Origin of the sequence: Sphingomonas naphthae, from assembly GCF_028607085.1 — a bacterium.
Classification (GTDB): Bacteria; Pseudomonadota; Alphaproteobacteria; order Sphingomonadales; family Sphingomonadaceae; genus Sphingomonas_Q; species Sphingomonas_Q naphthae.
In genome coordinates, this window is record NZ_CP117411.1 from 3,639,033 (window position 1) to 3,663,025 (window position 23,993).

22 protein-coding genes and 1 pseudogene are annotated in these 23,993 nt (G+C 69.1%); 14 read left to right on the plus strand and 9 right to left on the minus strand.

The window, feature by feature from the left end:
- Positions 1-39 precede the first annotated feature (39 nt).
- Together PQ455_RS17580 and PQ455_RS17585 are read left to right on the plus strand one after the other, a co-directional pair.
- Positions 40-1,326 carry a dicarboxylate/amino acid:cation symporter gene (locus tag PQ455_RS17580; protein ID WP_273687580.1) on the plus strand — a complete coding sequence of 429 codons (1,287 nt, stop codon included), beginning with the start codon at positions 40-42 and terminating at the stop codon, positions 1,324-1,326.
- Positions 1,327-1,504: 178 nt separating this feature from the next.
- Positions 1,505-2,722: a peroxiredoxin family protein gene (locus tag PQ455_RS17585; RefSeq protein WP_273687582.1), complete on the plus strand. Its 1,218-nt coding sequence runs from the start codon at positions 1,505-1,507 to the stop codon at positions 2,720-2,722.
- Positions 2,723-2,857: 135 nt separating this feature from the next.
- On the opposite strand, the gene PQ455_RS17590 is transcribed toward PQ455_RS17585, so the two are convergent.
- Positions 2,858-3,034 (minus strand): hypothetical protein, encoded by a 177-nt coding sequence (locus PQ455_RS17590; RefSeq protein ID WP_273687583.1) that lies wholly within the window; start codon positions 3,032-3,034, stop codon positions 2,858-2,860.
- A 101-nt stretch (positions 3,035-3,135) separates the two neighbouring features.
- Positions 3,136-5,559 (minus strand): ligase-associated DNA damage response DEXH box helicase, encoded by a 2,424-nt coding sequence (locus tag PQ455_RS17595; protein WP_273687584.1) that lies wholly within the window; start codon positions 5,557-5,559, stop codon positions 3,136-3,138.
- A gap of 113 nt (positions 5,560-5,672) precedes the next feature.
- On the opposite strand from PQ455_RS17595, the gene PQ455_RS17600 reads away from it, so the two are divergent.
- The 7 genes from PQ455_RS17600 to aat all read left to right on the plus strand — a co-directional run bounded on the left by PQ455_RS17600 (position 5,673) and on the right by aat (position 13,164).
- A complete protein-coding gene (locus PQ455_RS17600; protein ID WP_273687585.1) occupies positions 5,673-6,671 on the plus strand; it encodes a ligase-associated DNA damage response exonuclease in 999 nt (332 codons plus the stop codon).
- Between the two features lie 190 nt (positions 6,672-6,861).
- A complete protein-coding gene (locus PQ455_RS17605; RefSeq protein WP_273687586.1) occupies positions 6,862-9,642 on the plus strand; it encodes a [protein-PII] uridylyltransferase in 2,781 nt (926 codons plus the stop codon).
- A 37-nt stretch (positions 9,643-9,679) separates the two neighbouring features.
- The gene (locus PQ455_RS17610) at positions 9,680-10,459 is read left to right on the plus strand and encodes a TSUP family transporter (protein ID WP_273687587.1); all 780 of its coding nucleotides are present in this window, start codon (positions 9,680-9,682) and stop codon (positions 10,457-10,459) included.
- Between the two features lie 73 nt (positions 10,460-10,532).
- Positions 10,533-10,826 (plus strand): YggT family protein, encoded by a 294-nt coding sequence (locus PQ455_RS17615; RefSeq protein ID WP_273687589.1) that lies wholly within the window; start codon positions 10,533-10,535, stop codon positions 10,824-10,826.
- Between the two features lie 4 nt (positions 10,827-10,830).
- A complete protein-coding gene (gene folD, locus PQ455_RS17620; RefSeq protein WP_273687590.1) occupies positions 10,831-11,718 on the plus strand; it encodes a bifunctional methylenetetrahydrofolate dehydrogenase/methenyltetrahydrofolate cyclohydrolase FolD in 888 nt (295 codons plus the stop codon).
- A 10-nt stretch (positions 11,719-11,728) separates the two neighbouring features.
- Positions 11,729-12,364, plus strand: a complete 636-nt coding sequence (locus PQ455_RS17625; RefSeq protein ID WP_273691438.1) for a MarC family protein — start codon at positions 11,729-11,731, stop codon at positions 12,362-12,364.
- Positions 12,365-12,441: 77 nt separating this feature from the next.
- Entirely contained in the window at positions 12,442-13,164 is a 723-nt protein-coding gene (aat, locus tag PQ455_RS17630) for a leucyl/phenylalanyl-tRNA--protein transferase (RefSeq protein ID WP_273687593.1), read from the plus strand.
- Between the two features lie 35 nt (positions 13,165-13,199).
- On the opposite strand, the pseudogene PQ455_RS21015 reads toward aat, so the two are convergent.
- From PQ455_RS21015 to PQ455_RS17645, 3 genes and pseudogenes are all read right to left on the minus strand, one after another.
- Positions 13,200-13,682: pseudogene (locus tag PQ455_RS21015) on the minus strand (DUF2155 domain-containing protein); the annotation flags it as partial.
- A 2-nt stretch (positions 13,683-13,684) separates the two neighbouring features.
- A complete protein-coding gene (gene mlaD / locus PQ455_RS17640; protein WP_273687595.1) occupies positions 13,685-14,182 on the minus strand; it encodes an outer membrane lipid asymmetry maintenance protein MlaD in 498 nt (165 codons plus the stop codon).
- 1 nt (position 14,183) lies between these two features.
- Complete coding sequence (locus tag PQ455_RS17645; protein ID WP_273687596.1) at positions 14,184-14,573, minus strand: NADH:ubiquinone oxidoreductase subunit NDUFA12; 390 nt, start codon at positions 14,571-14,573, stop codon at positions 14,184-14,186.
- A 134-nt stretch (positions 14,574-14,707) separates the two neighbouring features.
- Here PQ455_RS17645 and erpA point away from each other — a divergent pair, with 134 nt between their 5' ends.
- Complete coding sequence (erpA, locus tag PQ455_RS17650) at positions 14,708-15,034, plus strand: iron-sulfur cluster insertion protein ErpA (RefSeq protein ID WP_273687599.1); 327 nt, start codon at positions 14,708-14,710, stop codon at positions 15,032-15,034.
- A 26-nt stretch (positions 15,035-15,060) separates the two neighbouring features.
- Here the strand turns inward: erpA and PQ455_RS17655 are convergent, their stop codons facing one another.
- Positions 15,061-15,981 (minus strand): pirin family protein, encoded by a 921-nt coding sequence (locus tag PQ455_RS17655; protein WP_273687602.1) that lies wholly within the window; start codon positions 15,979-15,981, stop codon positions 15,061-15,063.
- A gap of 133 nt (positions 15,982-16,114) precedes the next feature.
- On the opposite strand from PQ455_RS17655, the gene PQ455_RS17660 reads away from it, so the two are divergent.
- On the plus strand, positions 16,115-17,497 hold the full coding sequence (locus tag PQ455_RS17660) for an L-serine ammonia-lyase (protein ID WP_273687604.1): 1,383 nt from the start codon (positions 16,115-16,117) through the stop codon (positions 17,495-17,497).
- Positions 17,498-17,661: 164 nt separating this feature from the next.
- Positions 17,662-18,846: a dual-specificity RNA methyltransferase RlmN gene (rlmN, locus tag PQ455_RS17665; protein WP_273687605.1), complete on the plus strand. Its 1,185-nt coding sequence runs from the start codon at positions 17,662-17,664 to the stop codon at positions 18,844-18,846.
- 8 nt (positions 18,847-18,854) lie between these two features.
- Here rlmN and PQ455_RS17670 read toward each other — a convergent pair whose 3' ends face one another.
- From PQ455_RS17670 to PQ455_RS17680, 3 genes are read right to left on the minus strand one after another with little or no spacing between them, the layout of a single operon-like run.
- Positions 18,855-19,835 (minus strand): M48 family metalloprotease, encoded by a 981-nt coding sequence (locus tag PQ455_RS17670; RefSeq protein ID WP_273687607.1) that lies wholly within the window; start codon positions 19,833-19,835, stop codon positions 18,855-18,857.
- 18 nt (positions 19,836-19,853) lie between these two features.
- Complete coding sequence (locus PQ455_RS17675; RefSeq protein WP_273687609.1) at positions 19,854-21,020, minus strand: S41 family peptidase; 1,167 nt, start codon at positions 21,018-21,020, stop codon at positions 19,854-19,856.
- A gap of 19 nt (positions 21,021-21,039) precedes the next feature.
- Complete coding sequence (locus PQ455_RS17680; protein WP_273687611.1) at positions 21,040-21,966, minus strand: hypothetical protein; 927 nt, start codon at positions 21,964-21,966, stop codon at positions 21,040-21,042.
- A 76-nt stretch (positions 21,967-22,042) separates the two neighbouring features.
- On the opposite strand from PQ455_RS17680, the gene PQ455_RS17685 reads away from it, so the two are divergent.
- Positions 22,043-23,017 (plus strand): quinone oxidoreductase family protein, encoded by a 975-nt coding sequence (locus tag PQ455_RS17685; protein WP_273687613.1) that lies wholly within the window; start codon positions 22,043-22,045, stop codon positions 23,015-23,017.
- Positions 23,018-23,043: 26 nt separating this feature from the next.
- Positions 23,044-23,883, plus strand: coding sequence for an HpcH/HpaI aldolase/citrate lyase family protein (locus PQ455_RS17690; protein WP_273687614.1), 840 nt, complete (start codon positions 23,044-23,046; stop codon positions 23,881-23,883).
- Positions 23,884-23,993: the final 110 nt, after the last annotated feature.

Consider the following 23,993-nt stretch of genomic DNA (forward strand, 5'->3'; position numbering starts at 1 on the left):
CTGCCGCACAAGGGTCGGGAAACGGGGGATTTCACGGGCATGATCGTCGATACGGCACAGGCGCCGGCGGGCCGGACACCGCTCTACGCCCAGCTCTATGTGCAGGTGCTGGTCGCCATCGCGATCGGCACCGCGATCGGCCATTTCTGGCCGGAAACGGGCGCTTCGCTGAAGCCCTTGGGCGATGCCTTCATCAAGCTGGTGAAGATGGTGATCGCGCCCGTCATCTTCCTCACGGTGGTGAACGGCATTTCGGGGATGCGCGAGCTGGGCGCGCTCGGCCGGGTCGCCGCCAAGGCGTTCGCTTACTTCCTCACTTTCTCCACCTTCGCGCTGATCGTCGGGCTGATCGTCGCCAATCTGTGGCAGCCGGGCGCGGGGCTCAACATCGATCCCGCTACGCTCGATGGCGCCGCCGTCGCCGATTATGCCCACAAGGCGCACGAGGCCACGCTCGTCGCCTTCCTGATGAGCATCATCCCGACGACGATGGTGTCGGCGCTGACCGAAGGCTCGATCCTCCAGACCCTGTTCGTGGCGATCCTGTTCGGCATCGGGCTGTCGCTGGTGGGCGAGCGGGCGCAGCCGGTGGCGGATCTGATCGAGCGGGTGGCGCTGGTGGTGTTCCGCGTCGTCACCATCCTGATGCGCGCCGCGCCGATCGGCGCCTTCGGGGCGATCGCCTTCACCGTGGGAAAATATGGCGTCGGCAGCCTCGCCAACCTCGGGCAGCTGGTCGCGGCCTTCTACGTCACCTCGATCCTGTTCGTGCTGGTGGTGCTGGGCACGGTGGCGCGGCTGACCGGCTTCTCGATCATCCGCCTGCTCGTCTATCTCCGCGCCGAGCTGCTTCTGGTGCTGGGCACCTCCTCGTCCGAAGCGGCGCTGCCCGCGTTGCTCCAGAAGATGGAAAAGGCCGGCTGCGCCAAGCCGATCGTCGGCCTCGTCGTGCCGACCGGCTACAGCTTCAACCTCGACGGCACCAACATCTACATGACGTTGGCGGCGCTGTTCATCGCCCAGGCCTGCAATGTCGAGCTGACTTTGGGACAGGAGATCGCGCTGCTGGCGGTGGCGATGCTGTCGTCCAAGGGGGCGGCGGGCGTGACAGGTGCGGGGTTCATCACTCTGGCCGCGACGCTCTCGATCGTGCCGACCGTGCCGGTGGCGGGCATGGCGCTGATCCTCGGCGTCGATCGCTTCATGAGCGAATGCCGCGCGCTCACCAATTTCATCGGCAATGCGGTGGCGACGATCGTGGTGGCCCGCTGGGAAGGCGCGCTGGATCGCGAGCAGCTGAACGCGGCGCTGAACGGGAAGGGCTGACCCCCATCCTTCGCCGTTCGTGTCGAGCGAAGTCGAGACACGTTCGTACCGCTTGGGGCACGCTCCTCGACTTCGCTCGACACGAACGGAGATGATATTGCCGACGCAATAGCAGCATCATGTTGTTCCGGGCGGCCCGGCGGCCTATGCCGCCGCGACCTGCCGGAGCCTGCCCCTTATGTTGAAGCGTCTCGCCGTCATCGCCCTCGCCCTGATGGCCGCCGCCTGCAACCGCACGCCCGATCTGGCCCCCGGCCAGTATCGCGCCGTGCTGAAGCTGCCGCTGGGCGAGCTGCCGGTCGGGCTGGAGGTCGCCGCCGGCGGCAAGGTCACTTTCGTCAACGGCGCCAACAAGGTCGCGGCCGAACAGGCGACGATCGACGGCGACACGCTGAACCTCGCCTTCCCCTCCTATGATTCGACGATCAGCGCGACCCAGCAGGATGACGGCACGCTTTCCGGCGTCGCCACGCTGCGCCGCCGCACCGGGCCGGTGCAGGTGCCGTTCGTCGCCACGCCGAATACCGCCTGGCGCTTCTGGAAGGCGCCCGCCCCCGCGACCGGCAAGCTCGCCGGCACCTGGCTGGTCACCCCCGCCGATCCCAAGGACGAGCGCGGCCTGCTGATCCTCACCGACGCCGGCAACGGCGTGCTGACCGGATCGGTGCAATGGCCGAGCGGCGACGAACGCTGGCTGACGGGGCAGGTGAACGGCGCCGAATTCGCCCTTTCCACCTTCGATGGCAATCAGGGCGGCGTGTGGCGCGGCAGATTGCGCGCCGACGGCAGCATCGCCGGCGAGAGCTTCGGCGCGACCAGCACCACCCCCAGCCGCTTCACCGCCCGCCGCCAGGGCGCCGCGCCCGAGGATCAGGTGGTCGCGATCGGCGAGGAAAAGCCCCCGGTCGATCGTATCGCCTTCACCTTCCCCGACATGACCGGCAAGCCCGTCAGCCTCGCCGACGAGCGGTTCAAGGGCAAGGTCGTGGTCGTCTCGATCGGCGGCACCTGGTGCCCGAACTGCCACGACGAGAGCGCCTTCCTGTCGCCCTACGTCAAGAAGCGCCGGGCCGAAGGGCTGGAGGCGATCGCGCTGCAATTCGAATATACCGACGATCCGGCGCGCTCGGCCGCGCAGGCGAAGAAATTCGCGGCGCGCTATGCGATCGATTATCCGATGCTGATCGCCGGCAAGGCCACGCCCGAGGACAGCGCCCGCGCCTTGCCCGACATCGGCGGGGTGAAAATCTACCCCACCACCTTGTTCATCGATCGCAAGGGCAAGCTGCGCGCGATCCATACCGGCTACGCCGGCCCCGCGACGGGCGAATTGAACCGCAAGGCGGTGGCGGAATTCGACGCGCTGGTGAGCAAGCTGCTGGCGGAGCCTGCTTAACGGTCAGCCACCCAGAACCCGTACGTCCCGAGCGAAGTCGAAGGACGTGCAACGGGACGCAGCGTTTGGGGCACGCCCTTCGACTGCGCTCAGGGCGAACGGATCAAAAGGGGATGAGTTGAGGGCAGCCGCCCCTCAACAAATCTGCCACATCATCCATTTCTCGACCGCGTCGGCCAGTTTCTGCCGCCCGCCCGCGCGCCACGCCGCGATCTGGCGTTTCGCTTCATACAAGGTGATTTCCGCTGCGGTGAGCGCCGCGAGCAAGGCCATGCCGTCGCTCGCATCGATATCGGGGCCGAGCATATCCACCAAATCCTCCACGTTTCGAATCTGCGTGCCCCCCTCTCCGCATCGTCTGTGAGACGTTGCGAGAGGGCCGAATCCGCATCTCCGGCAGGCGAGAATGAGGGTTAATCGATCCGCATCGCCTCCTGCGCGAGCGCCTCGGCCTCGATCAGCAGCGCGTCGTCGGCCGTGCCGGTGGCGACTCTCTCGCGGCCGATCAGCACCAGCACCGGCACGGCCAGCGGCGACACCCTCGGCAGATCGACATGGATGATCGTCTCGGCCGCGCGATCGAGCAGGCCGGCGAGGCGGCCGACATCGGTCATCCGCGCGCGCGCATCCTCCCATGCCGCGCGCAGCAAAAGGTGGTCGGGCTCATATTTGCGCAGCACGTCGTAGATCAGGTCGGTCGAAAAGGTCACCTGCCGCCCGCTCTTGCGCTTGCCGGGATGTTGCCGCTCGACCAGCCCGCCGATCACCGCCACCTCGCGAAAAGCGCGTTTCAGGAGGTGCGATTGCTGCACCCAATCGACGAATTCATGCTCCAATATATCGCCCGAAAACAGCGCGCGGGGATCGGTGATCGGCTGGAGCGCATAACAGGCGATGGCATAATCCGAGGCGACGAACCCGAGCGGTTGCAGCCCCGAAGTCTCCATCCGCCGCGTCACCAGCATGCCCAGCGACTGGTGCGCGTTCCATCCCTCGAAACTGTAGGCGACCATATAATGGCGCCCCTGATGCGGAAAGGTTTCGACCAGCAATTGCCCCGGATCGGGCAGGATCGAGCGCGCCTGCTGCGCCTCCAGCCATTCGCGCACATCGGGGGGAAATCGCGGCCATTCCGCCGGCGTGGCGAGGAACCGCCGCACCCGATCGGCGAGGTTGGTCGACAGCGGCATCCGCGCGCCGCCATAGGTCGGGATGCGCGCGGGTTTGGAGGAGGCGCGGACATAGAGGTCCTCGCCGTCGATGCCCTGCACCTCCATGCTCATGCCGGCAAAAAAGAAGGTGTCGCCCGGCGACAGAGTGGCGGCGAACCCCTCCTCCACCTTGCCGAGATTGCGCCCGTTCCTGAAGCGCACGTTGAGCATCGTCGCCTCGACGATGATGCCCGCGTTCATGCGATGCTGCTGGATGAAACGCGGGTGGCTGACCCGCCACATGCCGTCCGGGTCGCGGGTCAGCCGCTTGAAGCGATCGTAGGCGCGCAGCGAATAGCCGCCGGTCTCGATGAAGCCCAAAACCGCCGCGAACAATTCGTCCGACAGCGCCGAATAGGCCAGCGCCGATCGCACCTCGGCCAGCATGTCGCCCTCGTCGAACGGGGCGGCGCAGGCGCAGGCCATGATATGCTGCGCCAGCACGTCGAGGCTGCCGGGGCGGAAGATGTCCACGTCCAGCTCGCCATTTTCCACCGCGTCCAGCGCGGCGCGCGCCTCGAGATATTCGAAGCGGTTGCCCGGCACGATGATCGCCTTGCTCGGCTCGTCCAGCCGGTGATTGGCGCGGCCGATCCGCTGGGTCAGCCGTGACGAGCCCTTGGGCGCGCCCATCTGGATGACGAGATCGACATTGCCCCAATCGACCCCCAGATCGAGGCTGGCGGTGGCGACCAGGGCGCGCAACCGCCCGGCCGCCATCGCCGCCTCCACCTTGCGCCGCGCCTCGATCGAGAGGGAGCCGTGATGGATGCCGATCGGCAGGGTCGCGTCGTTCACCGCCCACAGATCCTGGAAGATCAGTTCGGCCAGGCTGCGCGTGTTGCAGAAGACGATCGTGGTGCGATGCTGCGCGATTTGCTGCATCACCTGGGCCGCAGCATAGCGCCCCGAATGGCCCGACCAGGGCACCCGATCCTCGGGCAGCAGGATGCGGATATCGGGCTCCGCGCCGGGATCGCCCTGCACCAAGGTAACCGCGTTGATATCGCCGTCGGGCGCCAGCCAGGCGCGATAGGCATCCGCGTCGGCCACCGTCGCCGACAGCGCCACGCGGCGCATTTCGGGCGCGAGCGTCTGGAGGCGGGCGAGGCACAAAGACAGCAGATCGCCGCGCTTGCCGTTGGCGAAGGCGTGGACCTCGTCCACCACCACTGCCTTCAGCCCGGCGAACAGAAAAGTGGAGTCGGCGTGGCTGAGCAGCAGGCTGAGCGATTCGGGCGTCGTCAGCAGCATCTGCGGCGGCTTCACCCGCTGCCGCGCCTTGCGATCGGAGGGCGTATCGCCGGTGCGCGCCTCGACCCGGATATCCAGCCCCATCTCGCCGATCGGATCGAGCAGGTTGCGCTGCACGTCGATCGCCAGCGCCTTCAGCGGCGAGACGTAGAGCGTGTGCAGCCCCTCGGCCGGATGGTCGATCAGATCGACCAGCGAAGGCAGGAAGCCGGCGAGCGTCTTGCCCGCGCCGGTGGGCGCCACGAGCAGCCGATGCTCGCCCCGCCGCCCGGCCGCCAGCATCTCCATCTGATAGCGGCGCGGCGCCCATCCGCGCCCGGCGAACCAGCCGGCTAGAACCGGGGGAAGAAGGGGCGCGGGAAGATCAGTCACGCCCGGCCAAACCCCTGCGATATCATCCGTCCCCAACGCCCCGTTTCCGCAAAGCGATCCGCAAACCGGCGGGCGCGACGGAACCCGGTGGCCCCCCGGCCGGTATAGCCGCCATGCCCCGTCTCGCCGCCTGGATCGAACCTCATCCCCACGGCCTCTATCTGCCCGATGCCGATGCCTGGATCGACCCCTCGCGGCCGGTTGACAAGGCGCTCGTCACCCACGGCCATGCCGATCATGCGCGCGGCGGCCATGGCGCGGTGCTGGCCACGCCCGAGACGCTGGCGATCATGGCGGTGCGCTATGGCCCGCAGAACGGCCAGCCGATCGCTTATGGGGAATCGCTGCGGCTGGGCGGCATCGACGTGAGCTTCGTGCCCGCCGGCCATGTGCTGGGTTCGGCGCAGATCGTGCTGAAAAAAGGCGCCGAACGGGTCGTCGTCTCGGGCGATTACAAACGCCGTCCCGATCCCACCTGCGCGCCCTTCCAGCCGGTGCCGTGCGACATCTTCATCACCGAGGCGACCTTCGGCCTGCCCGTGTTCCGCCATCCCGATACGGGCGCGGAGATGGACAGGCTGCTGGCCGCGCTCCACGCCAATCCCGATCGCTGCGTGCTGGTCGGCGCTTATGCGCTGGGCAAGGCGCAGCGGGTGATCGCCGAGCTGCGCGGGCGCGGCCATCACGATCCGATCTTCATCCACGGGGCGATGGAGCGATTGTGCACCCTCTACCGCGATTTCGGGGTGGAACTGGGCGAGCTGATCCCCGCCACCGGCCTCAAGCCCGCCGAGATGAAGGGCGCGGTGGTGCTGGCCCCGCCCTCGGCGCTCAACGACCGCTGGTCGCGCCGCCTGCCCGATCCCATCACGGCGATGGCCTCGGGCTGGATGCGCGTCCGCCAGCGCGCCCGCCAGCGCAATGTCGAGCTGCCGCTCGTCATATCCGACCATGCCGACTGGGATGAACTGACCGGCACGCTGACCGAGATAGCCCCCGCCGAAGTCTGGGTGACGCATGGGCGGGAGGAAGCCTTGGTCCACTGGTGCATGACCCGCCAGATCAAGGCGAAGGCGCTGGCGCTGGTGGGCTATGAGGACGAGGATGATTGATCCCGGATCCTCCCCTGCAAGGGGAGGTGGCAGGCCGCAGGCCTGACGGAGGGGTGTCACCCTTTCGAGAGCGGGTCACCCCTCCACCATCCTTCGGACGGTCCCCCTCCCCTTGCAGGGGAGGATTTATGTGGCGATCCTCCCCATCTTCACTCGACGTTGACGCATTCAGCCCCCACATGAGCGCCCCATGGCGACCCGTTTCGATTCCCTGCCCCAGCGCCGCCAGCTGATCGATCGCAAGCGGCTGAGCGACGCGCTGGCCGAGCTGCTGCCCGGCACCACCGACGCCGCCAAGCTGCGGGCCGCCGCGACGCCGCTGTTGCGCGACTCGCTGGCCGAGGGGCGCGCCGAGATCGCCCGGCGCCTCGCCGCCGCGCCGATGCGGGGCAACGAGACGGCCGCCTCCTACGCCTTCCTGACCGATCAGATCCTGCGCCTCGCCTTCGATTTCGTCGTCGCCCGCGTCCATCCGCTCAACAACGCCAGCGCCGCCGAGCGGCTGACCATCGCGGCGGTCGGCGGCTATGGGCGCGGCGAGATGGCGCTCCATTCGGACGTCGATATCGCCTTCCTCACCCCTTGGAAGCAGACCGCCTGGTCCGAGCAGGTCATCGAGTCGCTCCTGTACATATTGTGGGATCTCGGGCTGAAGGTCGGCCATTCGAGCCGCTCGCTCGACGATATGGTCCGCATGGCCAAGTCCGATCTCACGATCCGCACCGCGCTGCTCGAGGCGCGCTATGTGTGGGGCGACCAGGACTTGTACGACGAGGCGGCGCGCCGCTTCGATCGCGAGGTGCAGACCGGCAGCGGGCCTTTGTTCGCCGCCGAGAAGCTGGCCGAGCGGCAGGCGCGGCACGAGCGGATGGGCGACAGCCGCTATGTCGTCGAGCCCAATCTCAAGGAGGGCAAGGGCGGGCTGCGCGACCTGCATACGCTCTTCTGGATCGGCAAATATGTCCACCGCGTCCGCTCGGTGCCCGAACTCGTCGATGCCGGGCTTCTGACCCGCGAGGAATTGCGCCGTTTCCAGCGCGCCGAGAATTTCCTGTGGGCGGTGCGCTGCCACCTCCACATCCTCTCGCGCCGGCCCGAGGATCGCCTGACATTCGACGTTCAGACCGAGATCGCCGTGCGGATGGGCTATGCCGCCCGCCCCGGCCGCTCCCCGGTCGAGCGGTTCATGAAGCATTATTTCCTCACCGCGAAGCAGGTCGGCGACCTGACCGGGCTGTTCCTCGCCCACCTCGACGAGACGCTCGCCAAGCGCGGCCGCCGCTTCGGCCTTACCAATCTCGCCGGGGGCCTGCGCCGCCGCGCGCCGCGCAAGCTCGACGGCTTCATCCTCGATCGCGGCCGGCTGGCGACACCCGGCGAGGATTTCTTCGCCGAGGATCCGGTGCGCCTGCTCCAGCTGTTCGCGCTGGCCGATCGGCACGAGATCGAGATCCACCCCCTCACGCTCCGCCAGGCCGGGCGCGACGCGCGGCTGATCGGCGGCAAGGTGCGCGCCGACATCCGCGCCAACGCCTTCTTCATGGACGTGCTGACCAGCCCCCGCGATCCGGAGACGGTGCTGCGCTGGATGAACGAGGCGGGCGTGTTCGGCCGCTTCGTGCCCGATTTCGGCCGCGTCGTGGCGCAGATGCAGTTCGATATGTACCACCATTATACGGTGGACGAGCATACCGTGCGCGCCGTGGGCCTGCTGGCCAGGATCGAGCGCGGCGACCTGGGCGACACCCTGCCACTGCCGACCGCCGTGTTCGGCCAGCTCGTGTCGCGCCGCGCGCTCTACGTCTCGGTGCTGCTCCACGATATCGCCAAGGGGCGCGGCGGCGACCATAGCGTGATCGGCGCCGAGATCGCGATGAAGCTGTGCCCGCGCTTCGGCATCACCCCGGCCGAGACCGAGACCGTCGCCTGGCTGGTGCGCTGGCACCTCCTCATGTCCGACACCGCGTTCAAGCGCGACCTGTCGGACTTCAAGACGATGATCGATTTCGCCGAGAAGGTGCAGAGCCCCGAGCGGCTGCGGCTGCTGTTCCTGCTCACCGTCGTCGATATCGCCGCGGTCGGCCCCGGCGTGTGGAACGACTGGAAGCGCCAGCTGCTCGGCGAACTCTACAATGGCGCGGAGGAGGTGCTGCGCCTCGGCCACAAGCAGCGCGGCCGGCGCGAGCGGATCGAGATCAAGCAGGCCGATCTGAAGGCCCGCCTCGGCTGGAGCGACGCGGTTTTCGCCGCCCACGTCGCGCGCCTGCCCGAAGCCTATTGGGTCGCCGAAAGCCTCGACATCCTCGAAAGCAACGCCCGCACGATCGCGGCGGCCGATGGCGACCAACAGGCGCTGGCGATCGCGACCCAGGCCGATGGGTCGCGCGGCGCCACGCTCGTCACGCTCTACGCCGGCGACCACCCCGGCCTGTTCTACCGCATCGCCGGCGCCATCCATCTGGCTGGCGGCAACATCATCGACGCGCGCATCCACACCACGCGCGACGGCATGGCGGTCGACAATTTCCTGGTGCAGGATCCCTTCGGCCTGCCGTTCGACGACATGCACCGGCTGGAGCGGCTGAAGACCGCGATCGAGGATGCGCTCGCCAATCGCAACCGCATGGCCGATCGGCTGGCGGCCAAGAAATCCGCCCGCACCCGCGCCGACGCCTTCACGATCGAGCCCAACGTGCTGATCGACAACCGCGCCTCGAACCGCTTCACCGTGGTCGAGATCAACGCGCAGGACCGACCGGCCCTGCTCAACGCGCTCGCGCAGGCGCTGTTCGAATCGCGCGTGACGATCCACTCCGCCCACATCGCCACCTATGGCGAGCGCGCGGTCGACACTTTCTACCTGACCGATTTGACGGGCGACAAGATCACCGCCACCGCGCGGCTCAAGACGCTCGAACGGCTGCTGCTGCTGGCCGCCGGGCGGGAGCCGGAGAAGAAGCGGGCGGCGTGATGATTGCCGCGCGGGGCGGCGCTGCTAAAGGCGGGCGATGCACCTCACGCCCGACATCATCGCCTTGCTCGCGCTCGTCGCCTTCGTGGCGGGATTCATCGATGCGCTGGCGGGTGGTGGTGGGCTGCTGACCCTGCCGGCCCTGCTCGCGGCAGGCATTCCGCCGGTCGCGGCGATCGCGACCAACAAATTGCAGAGCACCTTCGGCACGGGCGGCGCTTTCCTGGCCTTCGCGCGCAAGGGCCACATCGATTTCCGCCGCTTCGCGCTGCCGGGGCTGGCCGCGCTGATCGGATCGGCGGGGGGCGCCTTCACGCTCACGATGGTCGATCCCACTTTCCTGAAGGCGTTCATCCCGCTGCTGCTGATCGCGATGGCGATCTACTTCGTCGCCGCGCCCAAGATGAGCGACGTCGATCGCCATGCGCGGCTGGGGCAGGCCGGGCTGTGCGCGGCGATCGCGGTGATCGGTTTCTACGACGGCTTCTTCGGGCCGGGCACGGGATCGTTCTTCACCACCCTGCTGGTGGCGGCGGGCGGCCTCGGGCTGGTGCGCGCCATCGCCCACACCAAATTCCTGAACTTCACCACCAACGTGGCGGCGGTGATGCTGATGATCGCGGGCGGCCATGTCATCTGGCTGCTGGGTGGGGCGATGGCGGTGGCGAGCGTCGCCGGCAACCAGGCCGGCGCGCTGGCGGCGATGCGCTTTGGCGGCAAGGGGGTACGGCCGTTGCTGGTGGTGATGTCGCTGGCGCTGACGGTGAAACTGCTGTCCGACCCGGCGAACCCGCTGCGGACGATGGTCTTCGGATAGGCAGGCCACGCCCCTTCTGGCCCTCCCCCCGCACATCGGCTAGGGGCGACACTCATTTCCTATCGAGGCCCGCATGATCGCCATCATCCAGATCATCAGTCTGCTGCTGAACGTGCTGTCCTGGATCATCATCATCCAGGCGATCCTGTCGTGGCTGGTCGCGTTCAACGTGGTCAACACGCACAATGATTTCGTGCGGCAGGTGCTGTACGCGCTCGATCGCATCACCGAGCCCTTGTACCGGCCGATCCGCCGCATCCTGCCCGATTTCGGGGCGATCGATCTGTCGCCGTTCGTGGTGCTGCTGCTGATCGTGATCCTGCGCCAGATCGTGCTGCCCCACCTCGCGGTCGCGATCGCGAACTGAGGCTGTGGGTGCGGCGCTGATCGACGGCAAGGCGTTCGCCGCCGGCCTGCGCGGCCGCGTGGCCGATGCCGTGCCCGCCTTCGCGGCCGCCGCCGGCCGCGCGCCGGGGCTGGCGGTGGTGCTGGTGGGGGAAGACCCGGCAAGCGCGGTCTATGTCCGATCGAAGGGCCGCGCGGTCGAGGAGGCCGGCATGGCGGGCTTCGAGCATCGCCTGCCCGCCGACACGACGCAGGCCGATCTGCTGGCGCTGGTTGCCACGCTCAACGCCGATCCGGCGGTGGACGGCATCCTCGTCCAGCTCCCCCTTCCGCCGCAGATCGCCGAGGATGCGGTGATCGCCGCGATCGACCCCGACAAGGATGTCGACGGTTTCCATGTCGTCAACGCCGGGCGGCTGGCGACGGGGCAGGCGGGCTTCGTGCCCTGCACCCCGCTCGGCTGCCTGATGCTGTTGCAGGATCGCCTGGGCAGCCTGAAGGGGCTGGAGGCGGTGGTGATCGGCCGATCGAACATCGTCGGCAAGCCGATGGCGGCGATGCTGACCCAGGCGGATTGCACCGTGACGATCGCCCACAGCCGCACGCGCGACCTGCCCGGCATCGTGCGCCGCGCGGATATCGTCGTCGCCGCCGTCGGCCGCGCGGAGATGGTAAGGGCCGAGTGGATCAAGCCGGGCGCCACCGTGATCGACGTGGGCATCAACCGTATCGATGCGGGCGCGGGCAAGACGAAGCTCGTCGGCGACGTCGCGTATTCCGAAGTGGTCGACGTGGCGGGCGCGATTACGCCGGTGCCCGGTGGAGTCGGGCCGATGACGATCGCCTGCCTGCTGCGCAACACGCTCGTCGCCGCCTGCCGGCGCGCGGGGCTGGCGGCGCCCGAGGGGCTGTGACGTGACGCCGATCCTCAGCCTCTTCCTCTCCTCCTTCATCACGCTCTTCGTGGTGATCGATCCGCCGGGCTGCGCGCCGATCTTCGCCAGCCTGACGCAAGGGGGCTCGGCCGCGCATCGCCGCGCCATGGCGATCCGCTCGGTCCTGATCGCGGGCGGCATCTTGCTGGTGTTCGGGCTGTTCGGCCGGACCCTGCTGGACGCGATCGGCATCAGCCTGGGCGCCTTCCGCATCGCCGGCGGCCTGTTCCTGTTCCTGATCGCGCTGGAGATGGTGTTCGAAAAGCGCACCCAGCGCCGCGAGGAGCGCGCCGAGAAGATCAACCGCGAGGCGGCCGAGAAGCATGTGCCGATGGAGGACATCTCGGTCTTCCCGATGGCGCTGCCGATGATCGCCGGGCCGGGATCGATCGCGACCGTGATGCTGCTCGCCCAGCGCGCGCACGGGCCGACCGAACTGGCGGTGTCGTTCGCGGCGCTGGCGGTGGTGCTGATCCTCAGCCTGCTCTCGCTGCTGGCGGCGGGCGCCATCATGCGCGCGCTGGGGCCGAAGATCGAGGCGGCGATCACCCGGCTGCTCGGCGTGCTGCTGGGCGCGCTGGCGGCGCAATTCGTGATCGACGGGCTGAAGGCCAGCTTCGGCTGATCGGTCGTTCAAGAAAACTTACACGAAGATGAACGAATCTCTTCGCGGCAGCGCAGCGAAGGGTTAGCATCGCGGCCATGTCGCCGATCGATCCCGATCTGCTGCTCAGGGCCTATTCCGTCGGCGTGTTTCCGATGGCGGACAGCCGCGCCGCGCGGGACATCTTCTGGGTCGAACCCAAGAAGCGGGGCGTGTTGCCGCTCGATCGCTTCCATCTGTCACGCTCGCTCGCCAAGCGGCTGCGATCCGATCATTTCACGGTCACGGCGGACACCGCCTTCGGGGAGACGGTGGCAGCCTGTGCCGAGCCGACCCAGCGCCGCCACGATACCTGGATCAATCCGCAGATCGAGGCGGCCTATGCCGAGCTGCACCAGCGCGGTTACGCCCATTCGGTCGAATGCTGGCGCGGGGGCGAGCTGGTCGGCGGCCTCTATGGCGTGATGCTGGGCGCGGCCTTCTTCGGGGAGAGCATGTTCAGCCGCGAGCGTGACGCCTCGAAAGTGGCGCTGGCGCATCTGGTCGCGCGGCTGAAGGTGGGCGGCTTCCGCCTGCTCGATTGCCAGTTCATCACCGATCACCTCGCGTCGCTGGGCGCGGTGGAGATCGACCGGACGGCCTATGCCGGATTGTTGGACGAGGCGTTGGGGATGGGCGCGGCCACCGGCGCGGCATCGCCCTCGCCGGTCGATTTCTTCGCGCTCGACCGGCGCGGCGCGCCCGACGGGGCGGAGGCCGAGACGGTATCCGGGCCGATATCGGGATGCGTCATCGCGCAGCTCTTGGGCCAGACGTCATAGAGCGGGCTCTGCACCGCGTTCAATGACGGGCTCTCCTTGTAGAGCCAGCCCGAGAAGATCCGCCGCCACGCCGCGTCGCGGCCCTGCACGTCGGCCTGGACGAAGGCGCCGGTGAGCTGTTCGGGCTCGATCGGATCGGTCGTCTCGCAGGCGCGCAGGCGGACGATGAGGTTGCCCAGCTTGATCGCCTGCCCCGGCTTCAGCGTCACGTCGCGCGAGACGCCGCTGCGCTTGTTGAGCACGCCCAGCACCGCGACCCGCTCGGCCATCGGCGTCTCGTCCTTGACGAGCGGGGCGAGCGGGGCGAGCGGCGCGGCCTTGGGCTTGTCGGAGGCGGTGGACGTGGGCGCGTCGGCCGCTTCGGAGGTCGCCTGGGTGAGCGCGGAGACCGCCTCGGGCGGCACGGCGCGGTCGCTGTCGGGGATGACGAGCGTGCCGTTCTGGATCGCGGTGCCGACCGCGGCGCCGGAGGCCAGCAGCACCGCCCCGCCGATCAGGGCGAGGCGCGCGCGGGGCATCGTCACGGGGCGGGTGCCGGGGCCGGAGCGGGCGTGGCGCCCGATCCCTTGCTGCCGTTGATGAACTGGCCGATCAGCGCCATCAGGTCCATCGAACCCTGCGTGTCGGTGATGACGTCACCGCTCTTGAGCGCGACCTCGCTGCCGCCGGGCGTGAAGCTGACGAAGGTGCTGCCGAGCAGCCCTTCAGAGGTGACGATGGCGGTGCTGTCCGACGGCAGCTTGACGGCGGGATCGAGCGCCATCTTCACCGCGACCTGAAAGCTCTTGGGATCGAGCGTCTGTTCGGTGACGCTGCCGATCTTGAGGCCGGAGACCTTCACGTCGGTGCCGACGTTCACGCCGCTGGCGTTGGGGAACATGGCGGTCACCTCGATGGCGTTCGCTTTCTGCCCGCCGCCGGTGCGCGCCCAGGCCGAGGCGACGAACCACACCGCCAGGATGACGACGGCGAGGCCCAGCACCGCCTCGCCGATATTCTCGCGCAGCAGGCTCTTCATGTCAGTTGGGGCTCCACGCCTCGTAATCGCCCGTCGCCGCCGCGCGATGGCCGCCGCGCGCGATGGCGCCGGCCGGCACATAGGCGTCGACCCGGCCGGTCAGGTTCGGCACGGGCGGCTTTTCCCAGACGCGGGCGGGGGGCAGATCGTCGGGAATCAGATCGGTCGTGTTGTGCAGCCAGCCATGCCATTCGGGCGGCACGCGGCTCGCGTCGTTGGCGCCCGAATAGATCACCCAGCGACGGGTGCGCCCGTCGATCGGCTTCTTCGATTCGAAATAGACGTTGCCGAGCGTATCGGTGCCGACCTTCGCGCCGTTGCGGGACGAGAAGATGCGGGTGCCGTATGTGGCACCGTTCCACCAGGTGAAGATGTTCATAAGCAGGCCCATGGCAACCGCTTAGCCGCTCGGGGTGCGGCAGCGCAACGCCCTTGGCGGGAATGAAATGGCTTCGTGATGCGATTCGGCGACAGGATCGAGCCGGCGCCATTGCCGCAGCCGGCCCCGGCGCCTATCTTCGCGACATGACCATGCTGGCTCTCACTCCTTCCGCCGCCCGCCGCGTGGCGGCGATCGCGGCGAAGCAGGGCAAGCCCGCCATCCTGCGGCTGGCCGTCGATGGCGGCGGATGCGCCGGCTTCCAGTACAAATTCGGGCTGGCCGAGGCGATCGACGCCGATGATTCCGTCGCCGAACAGGATGGCGTGCGGCTGGTGGTCGATCCGGTCAGCCTCGATCTCGTGCAGGGCGCGGAGGTCGATTTCGTCGAATCGCTGGGCGGCGCCGCGTTCAAGGTGGCCAATCCCAATGCTGCCAGCGGCTGTGGTTGCGGGACCAGCTTTTCCGTCTGATGACGTGATGCGCCCCGGGTGGCACATCAGGGATAGCGCACCGGCTTCGGCTCGTCCGGCAGCGGGATGAACTCGCTCTCGCCCGGCACCTCCGCGAACAGCCGATCGCGCCAGTCCGCCTTCGCCTGCTCGATCCGGTCCGCGCGGCTCGACACGAAATTCCAGTAGATGGTGCGCTTCTCGGGGAAGGGCTCGCCGCCCGCCAGCATCAGTCGCGCCGGCCGTTCGCTGGTCAGCACGATCTCCGCGCCCGGCTTCAGCACGATCAGTTCGTGCTGCGTGAACACGCCCGTCTGCCCGACGACCGCGACCTCGCCATCGAGCACGTAGAAGGCGCGCTCGACATGTTCGGGGCTCACCCGCCAGCGCGCGCCGGCGGCGAGGCGCACGTCGGCATAGACCATCGCCGACAGGGTCGCGACCGGCGACACCAGCCCGTCCAGCGAGCCGGCGATCAGCGTGACGGTCACGCCGTCGGCGCTCTCGGTGGGGATCGCGTCGGCGGGATAATGGGTGAAGGCTGGGGCGACCTCCTCCTGATCGGCCGGCAGCGCCACCCAAGTCTGGAGCCCATAGAGCGGCCCGCCCGCCGCGCGCACCTCCGGGCTGGAGCGTTCGGAATGGACGATGCCCGATCCCGCCGTCATCCAGTTGACCGCGCCCGGCCGGATCGCCTGCGCCGATCCCAGGCTGTCGCGGTGGAAGATCTCGCCCTCGATCAGATAGGTCACCGTCGCCAGTCCGATATGCGGGTGGGGCCGCACGTCGAGGCCGTGGCCGGCGTCCATCACCGTCGGCCCCATCTGGTCGAAGAACACGAACGGCCCGACCATCCGGCGATGCGCCGAGGGCAGCGCGCGGCGCACCCGGAAGCCGTCGCCCAGATCGCGCACCGGCGGCAGGATCACCATCTCGACCCCGTCCACATCGCTGTCCCGCATCGTCATGCTCTGTCTCCTCTGATCCGCTCACGCGGATGGCCGGTGCCGCTCCTGATCCGGCAAAGCCGGATCAGGCACAAGCCGCACTGACCGCAACAGCGCGTTGCCCAACGGGCGCGACCAAGCGTAAGGCTGGACGATGAAATCGATCGACGCCGCCGCCGCGATCAGCGTGATGGATCTCTTCACCATCGGCATCGGCCCCTCCTCCTCGCACACCGTCGGCCCGATGCGCGCGGCGCTGATGTTCGTGGAGGCCGTCGCCGCCGCCGGCCTCACGCCGACCCGGCTGCTGACCGATCTCTACGGGTCGCTGGCGCTCACCGGGCGCGGCCATGCCACCGACAGCGCGATCCTGCTGGGGCTTTCCGGCCACCGCCCCGAAACGGTCGATCCCGAGGCGATGGGCGCGATCGTCGCCGCGATCCGCGAGCAGGGCCGCCTCACCGGTCCCGCCGGCACCGTCGCCTTCGACGAGGCGACCGACCTGCTGCTTCACATGGGCACCTTCCTCGAAGGCCACAGCAACGCGATGCGCTTCACCGCCTTTGTCGGCGACGAGGCGGTGATGGCGCGGGAATATTGGTCGATCGGCGGCGGCGCGGTGGTGGAGGCCGGGGTCGATCCCGCCGCGATCGGGCCGGGGCACAATCATGTCCAGCCGCTGCCTTTCTCTTCCGGCGCCGAGATGCTGGCGGCGGGTGAGGAGACGGGGCTTTCCATCGCCGCGATCGTGCTGGCCAACGAGCGCGCGTGGCGCCCGCCGGCCGAAACCGCCGCCTTCCTCGATTCGGTGGCGGCGGCGATGAGCGCATCGATCGATCGCGGCGTGCGGCAGGAGGGCATCCTCCCCGGCGGCCTCAAGGTGAAGCGCCGCGCCCGCGCGATCCACGCCCGCCTCCGCTCGCAGCCCGCTTCCGAACAGGCGGCGCGGGTGTTCGAATGGGTCAGCCTGTTCGCGCTGGCGGTGAACGAGGAGAATGCCGCCGGCGGCCGGGTCGTCACCGCCCCCACCAACGGCGCGGCCGGCGTGATCCCCGCCGTGATCCGTTACTATGAGAAATTCGTTCCCGGCGCCGATGCCGAAGGGGTGCGCAGCTTCCTCCTCACCGCCGCCGCGATCGGCTTTCTCTACAAGAAGCGCGCGTCGATCTCGGCCGCCGAAATGGGGTGTCAGGGCGAAGTCGGCGTCGCCTGCTCGATGGCGGCGGCGGGGCTGGCGGCGGTGCTGGGCGCCACCAACCAGCAGATCGAGAATGCCGCCGAGATCGGCATGGAGCATAACCTCGGCCTCACCTGCGACCCGATCGGCGGGCTGGTGCAGATCCCCTGCATCGAGCGCAACACGATGGGCGCGGTGAAGGCGATCAACGCCGCCTATCTGGCGATGCAGGGCGACGGCCGCCACATCGTGAGCCTCGACGCGGTGATCGAGACGATGCGCCAGACCGGCGAGGATATGCAGAGCCGGTACAAGGAAACGAGCCTGGGCGGGCTGGCGGTGAACGTGGTGGAGTGTTGAAGTGCCGGCCGCCATCGGCGAGCGCAGCGAAGGAATCCAGCGCCACCCTCCACCGCTGAATTGCGTCGCCGCCAGGCGCCCCGCAAGGACGTGGCGGGGCTTGAAGCCACCGCTGGAAAAATCCCGCGCCTTCCGCTATATCGCGCGCCTCCATGAACGCTCTGATGCCCATCCCCGGCCACATCGATCCGGTGCCCGTCGCCCGCGCGCTCACGCCGCGCGCCGATGGCCGCACCGATCTGCTCGGCTTGTCCCGCGACCAGATCCGCGCCGCCCTCGCCGACGCCGGCCTTGAGCCGAAGCAGGCCAAGCTGCGCGCCAAGCAATTGTGGCACTGGATCTACAATCGCGGCGCCACCGATTTCGCGGTGATGACCGACATCGCCAAGACCATGCACCCGTGGCTCGCCGAGCGGTTCGCGATCGGCCGGCCCGAGGTCATCGAGGCGCAGGTCTCGACCGACGGCACGCGCAAATGGCTGCTGCGATCGGGCGACGGCCAGGATTATGAGATGGTCTTCATCCCCGACGCGGATCGGGGCACGCTCTGCGTCTCCAGCCAGGTTGGCTGCACGCTCAACTGCCGCTTCTGCCACACCGGCACGATGCGCCTCGTCCGCAACCTCACCGCAGGCGAGATCGTCAGCCAGGTCATGTTGGCGCGCGATGCGCTCGGCGAATGGCCGTCGCAGCCCGAGGGGCGGATGCTCACCAACATCGTGATGATGGGCATGGGCGAGCCGCTCTACAATTTCGACAATGTCCGCGATGCGCTGGATATCGTGATGGACGGCGACGGCCTCGCGCTCTCCAAGCGCCGCATCACCCTTTCCACGGCCGGCGTGATCCCGATGATGGAGCGCGCCGGGCGCGAGATCGGCGTCAACCTCGCCGTGTCGCTCCATGCAGTCACCAAGGACGTGCGCGACGAGATCGTGCCGCTGAACCGCAAATACGGCATCGAGGAATTGCTCGCCGCCTGCGCGGCCTATCCCGGCGCCAACAACGCGCGCCGCATCACCTTCGAATATGTGATGCTGAAGGATCGCAACGACAGCGACGCCGACGCCCACGAGCTGGTCCGGCTGCTCAAGCACTATAAGCTGCCCGCCAAGGTGAACCTGATCCCGTTCAACCCCTGGCCCGGCGCGCCCTATGAATGTTCGACGCCGGATCGGGTTCGGTCCTTCTCCAACATCGTGTTCGAGGGCGGCATCTCCGCCCCCGTCCGCACCCCGCGCGGCCGCGATATCGAAGCCGCCTGCGGCCAGCTGAAAACGGCGGCGGAGAAGAAGAGCCGGGCGGAACTGGATCGCATCGCCGAGGCGAAGCAGGCGGCGCTGGGCTGAGGCCCGCTCTACCTCGCGACGATCAGCTTCACGAGCCTGCCGGGCGCCAGCGCCTCGCCCGCCGCCAGCCCGTTGAGCGTGAGGAAGCGTTCCAGCTTCAAGGTCGGCAACGCCATGCGCGCGGCGAGCGAATCGGGCGTGTCACCTCTGCCGACCGTCACCAGCCGCACCACCGTGCCGTCCTTCGCCGCGCCATAGGGCAGGCCGTCGAGCATCATCAGGAAGGGCCGATCCTGCTCCGGCCCCGGCTCGGGCTTGCCGGTCGAGGCGGCGAGGCCGGCGGCGCGCTCGACTCGGGCGGCCGAATTGGGATGGGTCGACATCCAGGTCGGGACATTCTGCGCGGCCTGCCCCGCCGCCTGCGCCGACAGCCGCGTCGATCGATCGAGCGCGCCCAAGATTTCGGGCGAGGCATAGGGATTGTAGCCGGCCGACGTCATGTAGCGGATGCCGAGCGCGTCGGCCTGATATTCCTGATCACGGCCATATTTGAGCGTGTAGAGTTGCGCGCCGGTATTCACCATGCGCCCGGCCGCGTCGCTTCCCGTCGCCAGGGTCGCGCCGGCGGCGAGGATGGCGCCGATGATGGTGCGGCTGTTGCGCCCGGCGGCGTGGCGCGCGGCGACATGGCCCACCTCATGCCCCAGCACCGAGGCCAGCTCATCTTCCGAATTCATCAGCGCGAGCAGCTGGCGGGTGATGTAGATATAGCCGCCGGGAATCGCGAAGGCGTTCTCCACCGGCGAATCGAGCGTCGTCACGGTGAAGTCCGATCCGTCACGAGACAGGCCGGACTGCACCGCAACCTTGCGCCCAACCACTTCGACCAGCTCGTGCTGCCGCCCCGTATAGGCCCCGCCGAACTCCTCGATCAGCTTGGGGTTGGCGGCGGTGCCCTGCTTCCTGTCCGATGCCGAAATGGACTGGGCCTGGGCCGATGCCGCACCGGTGGTCGCCAGCAGCAGGCTCAGGATGATCGTCCGTATCATGCAGGTCTCCCGTTCCGGTCACCCCTCCTGCAACAGCGCGACCGCTTTCTCCAGCACCGGATCGCGGCCGGCGCGCAGATCGGCCACCGTGGGGCGGACGACGTAGCGCGGGGTGAAGCCGCGCCCCTCGATGCGCTGGCCGGAGGGCGTGCGGATGTCGAACACCGCGACCGAGAGCATTCCGCCATCGGGCAGGTCGATCTCGTCGGCGCCGGTGAGCGCGCCCGATGTCTTGTCGCCCACCGTCAGCCCGCGCCCCGATTCGTCGATCATCGCGGCGATCGCCTCGGCCCCGCTCGCGCTGCGCGGGCCGACGAGCACGGCGAGCGGCCCGCCATAAGCGCGGCGGCCGGCGCCGGCGATCGGCACATCCTCGAATCCGTCGCGGTGGGTGCGGCGGAGCAGCGTCTGCTTCTCGAGGAAGAAGCGGCCGGCGACGCGGGCGATGGCGTCGGCGTCGCCGCCCTCATTCTCGCGCAGGTCGAGGATCACCCCGGCGGGCGGCGGACCGTCGCGCAGTTGATCGCCCACCCAGCGTTCGGCGCCGGGCGAAAAGACGTCGAGCGCGAGGTGGAGGATGCCGCCGGGGAGACGCTCGGCGCGGCGCTCGGGCTCGGGCGCGATCAACGCACCGCGCAGAGTGAGGCTGCGCGGGCGGCCGCCATCGTCGAGGAACAGCAGCTTCGAATCGCGATCCAGCGAGGAGCGGAAATCCGATCCGGCGGGCTCGCCGTCGATCGACACGAGCTGCCAGCCGATCTGGATGCCCGCGCGCGCGGCGGGGCTGCCGGGTTTGACCGAGAGGATGCGCCACGCCGCGCCGTCGCGCCAGAAGGAGAAGCCGAAGCTCGACCCCGCCTCGCCGGCGGCGCGCGCCTTGTCGAGCGCGACGGTGGCCGGGCCGACGGCATAGACATGGCTGTCGCCGATGGTGGTGAGCATCGCCTGCACCGCGCCGTAGAAGTCGCGCGGGTTGCGCGCCGCGATGGCCCTGGCGCGGTTGCGCTCCACCGCGTCGGCCCAGTTCGGCCCCAGCCGCGCCTTGTCCCAATAGAGCCGGTCCACGTCGGAAACGATGCGGTCGTACAGCTCGGCCCGATCATAAACTTCCGGGGCGCCCGCCGGCGCGGCCGCGATCAGCGCCAGCGGCAGGAAGGGCAAGGTGAGGCGGAGGAGGCGTCGCATCCCTTGAAGGGTGGGGAGGCTATCCCGCCGCCGCAAGGGGCGGCAGGCAGGAGAGGGTCACCCGGTCGGGCTTGCGGCGGAAGCTGATCTCGCTGCACTTCGCCAGCCGGTCGCGACCGACATAGATCACCGGCCAGGCGAATTGATCGGCCTTGCGCCGCCCTTCGACGAGGATGTCGTCGCTGTCGCTTTCGGAGACGGCGGGTTGGTTGAGGTTGCCGCGAAAGTCGCCCAGCCGCATCGCCAGCTGATCGAAGCGGAAGCCGCCCAGCTTGACGGGCTGGCCGAGCTTCAGCAGGCGCGAGGGGCGATCGATACCGAACGGGCCGGGCGTGTTGAACACCGCGCCGGTCAGCCGCCCCTCGCCCATCTGCGCCAGCCGCGCGCCGGCGGCGGCGGTGGCGATGCTGCGGCTCTGCCACAGCGCCAGTTGCAGCCGCATCGGCCCCTTGGGGGTGGAGAGCAGCAAATTGAGGCCGGTGCCGTCCGCATTGTCCAGCCGCTGCTCGCTCACCACCTCGCCGGGGGCGGGGCCGGCGGCGCGGACGAGGCGGACGGTGCGATAGGGCAGCATGTCCGGCGCGATCATCCCGTCCGCGCCGATGCAGCAGTCGCGCTTGTGGTTGGAGACCTGCACCTTGGCCGAATAGCCGCCCGTCTCGATCACCCCGCGCGCCATGATGCCGGGCAGGCTGATCGGGCCGATCACCGCCTCGAACCCGTTCTCGAACGGCAGGCCGGTGCGAATCGCGGCGGGGGTGTTGAGTTCGACCACGTCTTTGGACGCGAAATCCACCCGCAGCAGCAGGGTCGCCTGCCCGATCTTGGCGGTGACATAGGGCTTGTCGATATCCAGCACGAGTTCGTCGCCGATCCGGTCGCGCGGCGCGGCGGGCGCGGTGGTCGCCGCGCCGATAAGCAGCAGACAGAGGGTGGCAAGCCGCATCGTCATCCTTATGTGCCGTGCCGTTTCAAGTCGGCGGGCGAAGTAACGCCCCATTTCGCATTCGGGAGCAACGATCATGGCACGCGCAGCGAAAATCGAGGCCATCGGCGGGCCGGAGGTGATCCGCATCGTCGATGTCGAGGTGGGCCAGCCCGGCCCCGGCGAGGTGCGGGTGCGGCACACCGCGATCGGCGTGAACTTCATCGATACCTATCATCGCGGCGGCGTCTATCCCGTGCCGCTGCCCAGCGGGATCGGCATGGAGGCGGTCGGCGTGGTCGAGGCGGTCGGGCCGGACGTGACCGCGTTCAAGATCGGCGACCGGGTGACGACCTTCGGCCCGAAGATCGGCAGCTACGCGACCGAGCGGCTGGTGCCGGCCGATTCGCTGTTCCTGGTGCCCGACGATATCGACGACGAGACCGTCGCCGCCTCCCTGCTGAAGGGCCTGACGACCGAGGCGCTGGTGGAGCGCGCCGCCAGGGTGCAGGCGGGCTGGACGGTGCTGGTCCATGCGGCGGCGGGCGGGGTCGGGCTGATCCTGACGCAATGGCTGAAGGCGATCGGCGCGACGGTGATCGGCACGGCGGGGTCGGCGGCCAAGGCCGAGCGCGCCACGGCGGCCGGCGCGGATCATATCATCCTCTACGACGAGGAGGATGTCGCGGCGCGCGTGCGCGAGATCACCGGCGGCGCGGGCGTGCCGGTGGTTTTCGACGGCGTCGGCGCCGCGACGTGGGAAGCGAGCCTCGCCAGCCTCGCCCGGCGTGGTCTGGTGGTGAGCTTCGGCAACGCATCGGGCGTGGTGACCGGCGTGGCGCTGGGCAGCCTCACCCAGGCGGGCTCGGCCTTCGTCACCCGGCCCAAATTGTTCGATTATTATGTCGAACCGGAAGAGCGGGCGGCGGGGGCGGCACGGCTGTTCGCGCTGATCCGCGACGGCAGCATCACGGTGGAGATCGGCCAGCGATTCCCGCTGGAGCAGGCGGCCGACGCCCATCGCGCGCTCGAATCGCGGGCGACCACGGGCTCGACGATCCTGTTGCCCTGATGCGGCGCCCGCCGCATGAAGGGGGCATGATCCGCCCCCGTCGCAGTGCGCTGTTCCTCCCCGCCTCCAACGCCCGCGCGATCGAGAAGGCGCGCGGGCTCGACAGCGATGTGGTGATCCTCGATCTGGAGGATGCCGTCGCGCCCGAGGAGAAGGCCGCCGCGCGCGCCCGAGCGGTGGAGACGGTGAAGGCCGGCGGCTTCGGCCATCGCGAGCTGGTGGTGCGGGTCAACGGGCTGGGAAGCCCGTGGGTCGAGGAGGATCTGGCGGCGCTGCGCACGGTGGCGCCCGACGCGATCCTCGCCCCCAAGATCGGCTGCGTGGCCGAGGTGAAGGCGCTGGCGCTGCGGCTCAATCCGGGCGTGCCCTTGTGGGCGATGATCGAGAGCTGCGCCGCGATCCTGCATATCGACGCCATCGCCGCCACCCGGCCGCTGGCGGCGCTGATCGTCGGCGCGAACGATCTGGCCAAGGAGATGCGCTGCACCCCCGGCGCCGATCGCGCGCCGCTCCACGCCGCGCTGGCGATGACGGTGATGGCGGCGCGCGCCCACGGGCTGGTCGCGTTCGACAGCGTGAGCAACGATCTGTCGGGCGGGGACGCCTTTGCGGCGCTGTGCGATCAGGGCGCCCGCTTCGGTTTCGACGGCAAGACGCTGATCCACCCCAATCAGATCGCCCCCTGCAACGCGGCCTTCTCTCCCTCCGAGGACGCCATCGCGGAGGCCGAGGCGATCGTGGCAGGCTTTGCCGCCCCCGAGGCGGCGGGCAAGGGCGCGATCCGGGTGAACGGCAAGATGGTCGAGCTACTCCATCTCGACGAGGCCAAGCAGCTGCTCGCGCTGGCGGAGGCGATACGCCGCTGACGGGCCTCTGGCCGCGCCTCGTCGCGCTGCTGCTGGCGCTGGCCGCGGGGCTGGCGCTGGCCGTCTGGTCCGCCCGGCCCGCGCAGGAGGGTGCCCGCACCCCGCCCGCC

What these genes read in the sequence shown, in the direction of transcription:
- PQ455_RS17585 (WP_273687582.1), top strand. Translation starts at nt 1,505, where the DNA reads ATGTTGAAGCGTCTCGCCGTCATCGCCCTCGCCCTGATGGCCGCCGCC.
- aat (WP_273687593.1), top strand. Translation starts at nt 12,442, where the DNA reads ATGTCGCCGATCGATCCCGATCTGCTGCTCAGGGCCTATTCCGTCGGC.
- PQ455_RS17615 (WP_273687589.1), top strand. Translation starts at nt 10,533, where the DNA reads ATGATCGCCATCATCCAGATCATCAGTCTGCTGCTGAACGTGCTGTCC.
- PQ455_RS17600 (WP_273687585.1), top strand. Translation starts at nt 5,673, where the DNA reads ATGCCCCGTCTCGCCGCCTGGATCGAACCTCATCCCCACGGCCTCTAT.
- PQ455_RS17685 (WP_273687613.1), top strand. Translation starts at nt 22,043, where the DNA reads ATGGCACGCGCAGCGAAAATCGAGGCCATCGGCGGGCCGGAGGTGATC.
- PQ455_RS17660 (WP_273687604.1), top strand. Translation starts at nt 16,115, where the DNA reads ATGAAATCGATCGACGCCGCCGCCGCGATCAGCGTGATGGATCTCTTC.
- PQ455_RS17610 (WP_273687587.1), top strand. Translation starts at nt 9,680, where the DNA reads ATGCACCTCACGCCCGACATCATCGCCTTGCTCGCGCTCGTCGCCTTC.
- mlaD (WP_273687595.1), bottom strand. Translation starts at nt 14,182, where the DNA reads ATGAAGAGCCTGCTGCGCGAGAATATCGGCGAGGCGGTGCTGGGCCTC.
- PQ455_RS17670 (WP_273687607.1), bottom strand. Translation starts at nt 19,835, where the DNA reads ATGATACGGACGATCATCCTGAGCCTGCTGCTGGCGACCACCGGTGCG.
- PQ455_RS17690 (WP_273687614.1), top strand. Translation starts at nt 23,044, where the DNA reads ATGATCCGCCCCCGTCGCAGTGCGCTGTTCCTCCCCGCCTCCAACGCC.
- PQ455_RS17645 (WP_273687596.1), bottom strand. Translation starts at nt 14,573, where the DNA reads ATGGGCCTGCTTATGAACATCTTCACCTGGTGGAACGGTGCCACATAC.
- PQ455_RS17680 (WP_273687611.1), bottom strand. Translation starts at nt 21,966, where the DNA reads ATGCGGCTTGCCACCCTCTGTCTGCTGCTTATCGGCGCGGCGACCACC.
- PQ455_RS17580 (WP_273687580.1), top strand. Translation starts at nt 40, where the DNA reads ATGATCGTCGATACGGCACAGGCGCCGGCGGGCCGGACACCGCTCTAC.
- PQ455_RS17605 (WP_273687586.1), top strand. Translation starts at nt 6,862, where the DNA reads ATGGCGACCCGTTTCGATTCCCTGCCCCAGCGCCGCCAGCTGATCGAT.
- PQ455_RS17675 (WP_273687609.1), bottom strand. Translation starts at nt 21,020, where the DNA reads ATGCGACGCCTCCTCCGCCTCACCTTGCCCTTCCTGCCGCTGGCGCTG.
- rlmN (WP_273687605.1), top strand. Translation starts at nt 17,662, where the DNA reads ATGCCCATCCCCGGCCACATCGATCCGGTGCCCGTCGCCCGCGCGCTC.
- erpA (WP_273687599.1), top strand. Translation starts at nt 14,708, where the DNA reads ATGACCATGCTGGCTCTCACTCCTTCCGCCGCCCGCCGCGTGGCGGCG.
- PQ455_RS17655 (WP_273687602.1), bottom strand. Translation starts at nt 15,981, where the DNA reads ATGACGATGCGGGACAGCGATGTGGACGGGGTCGAGATGGTGATCCTG.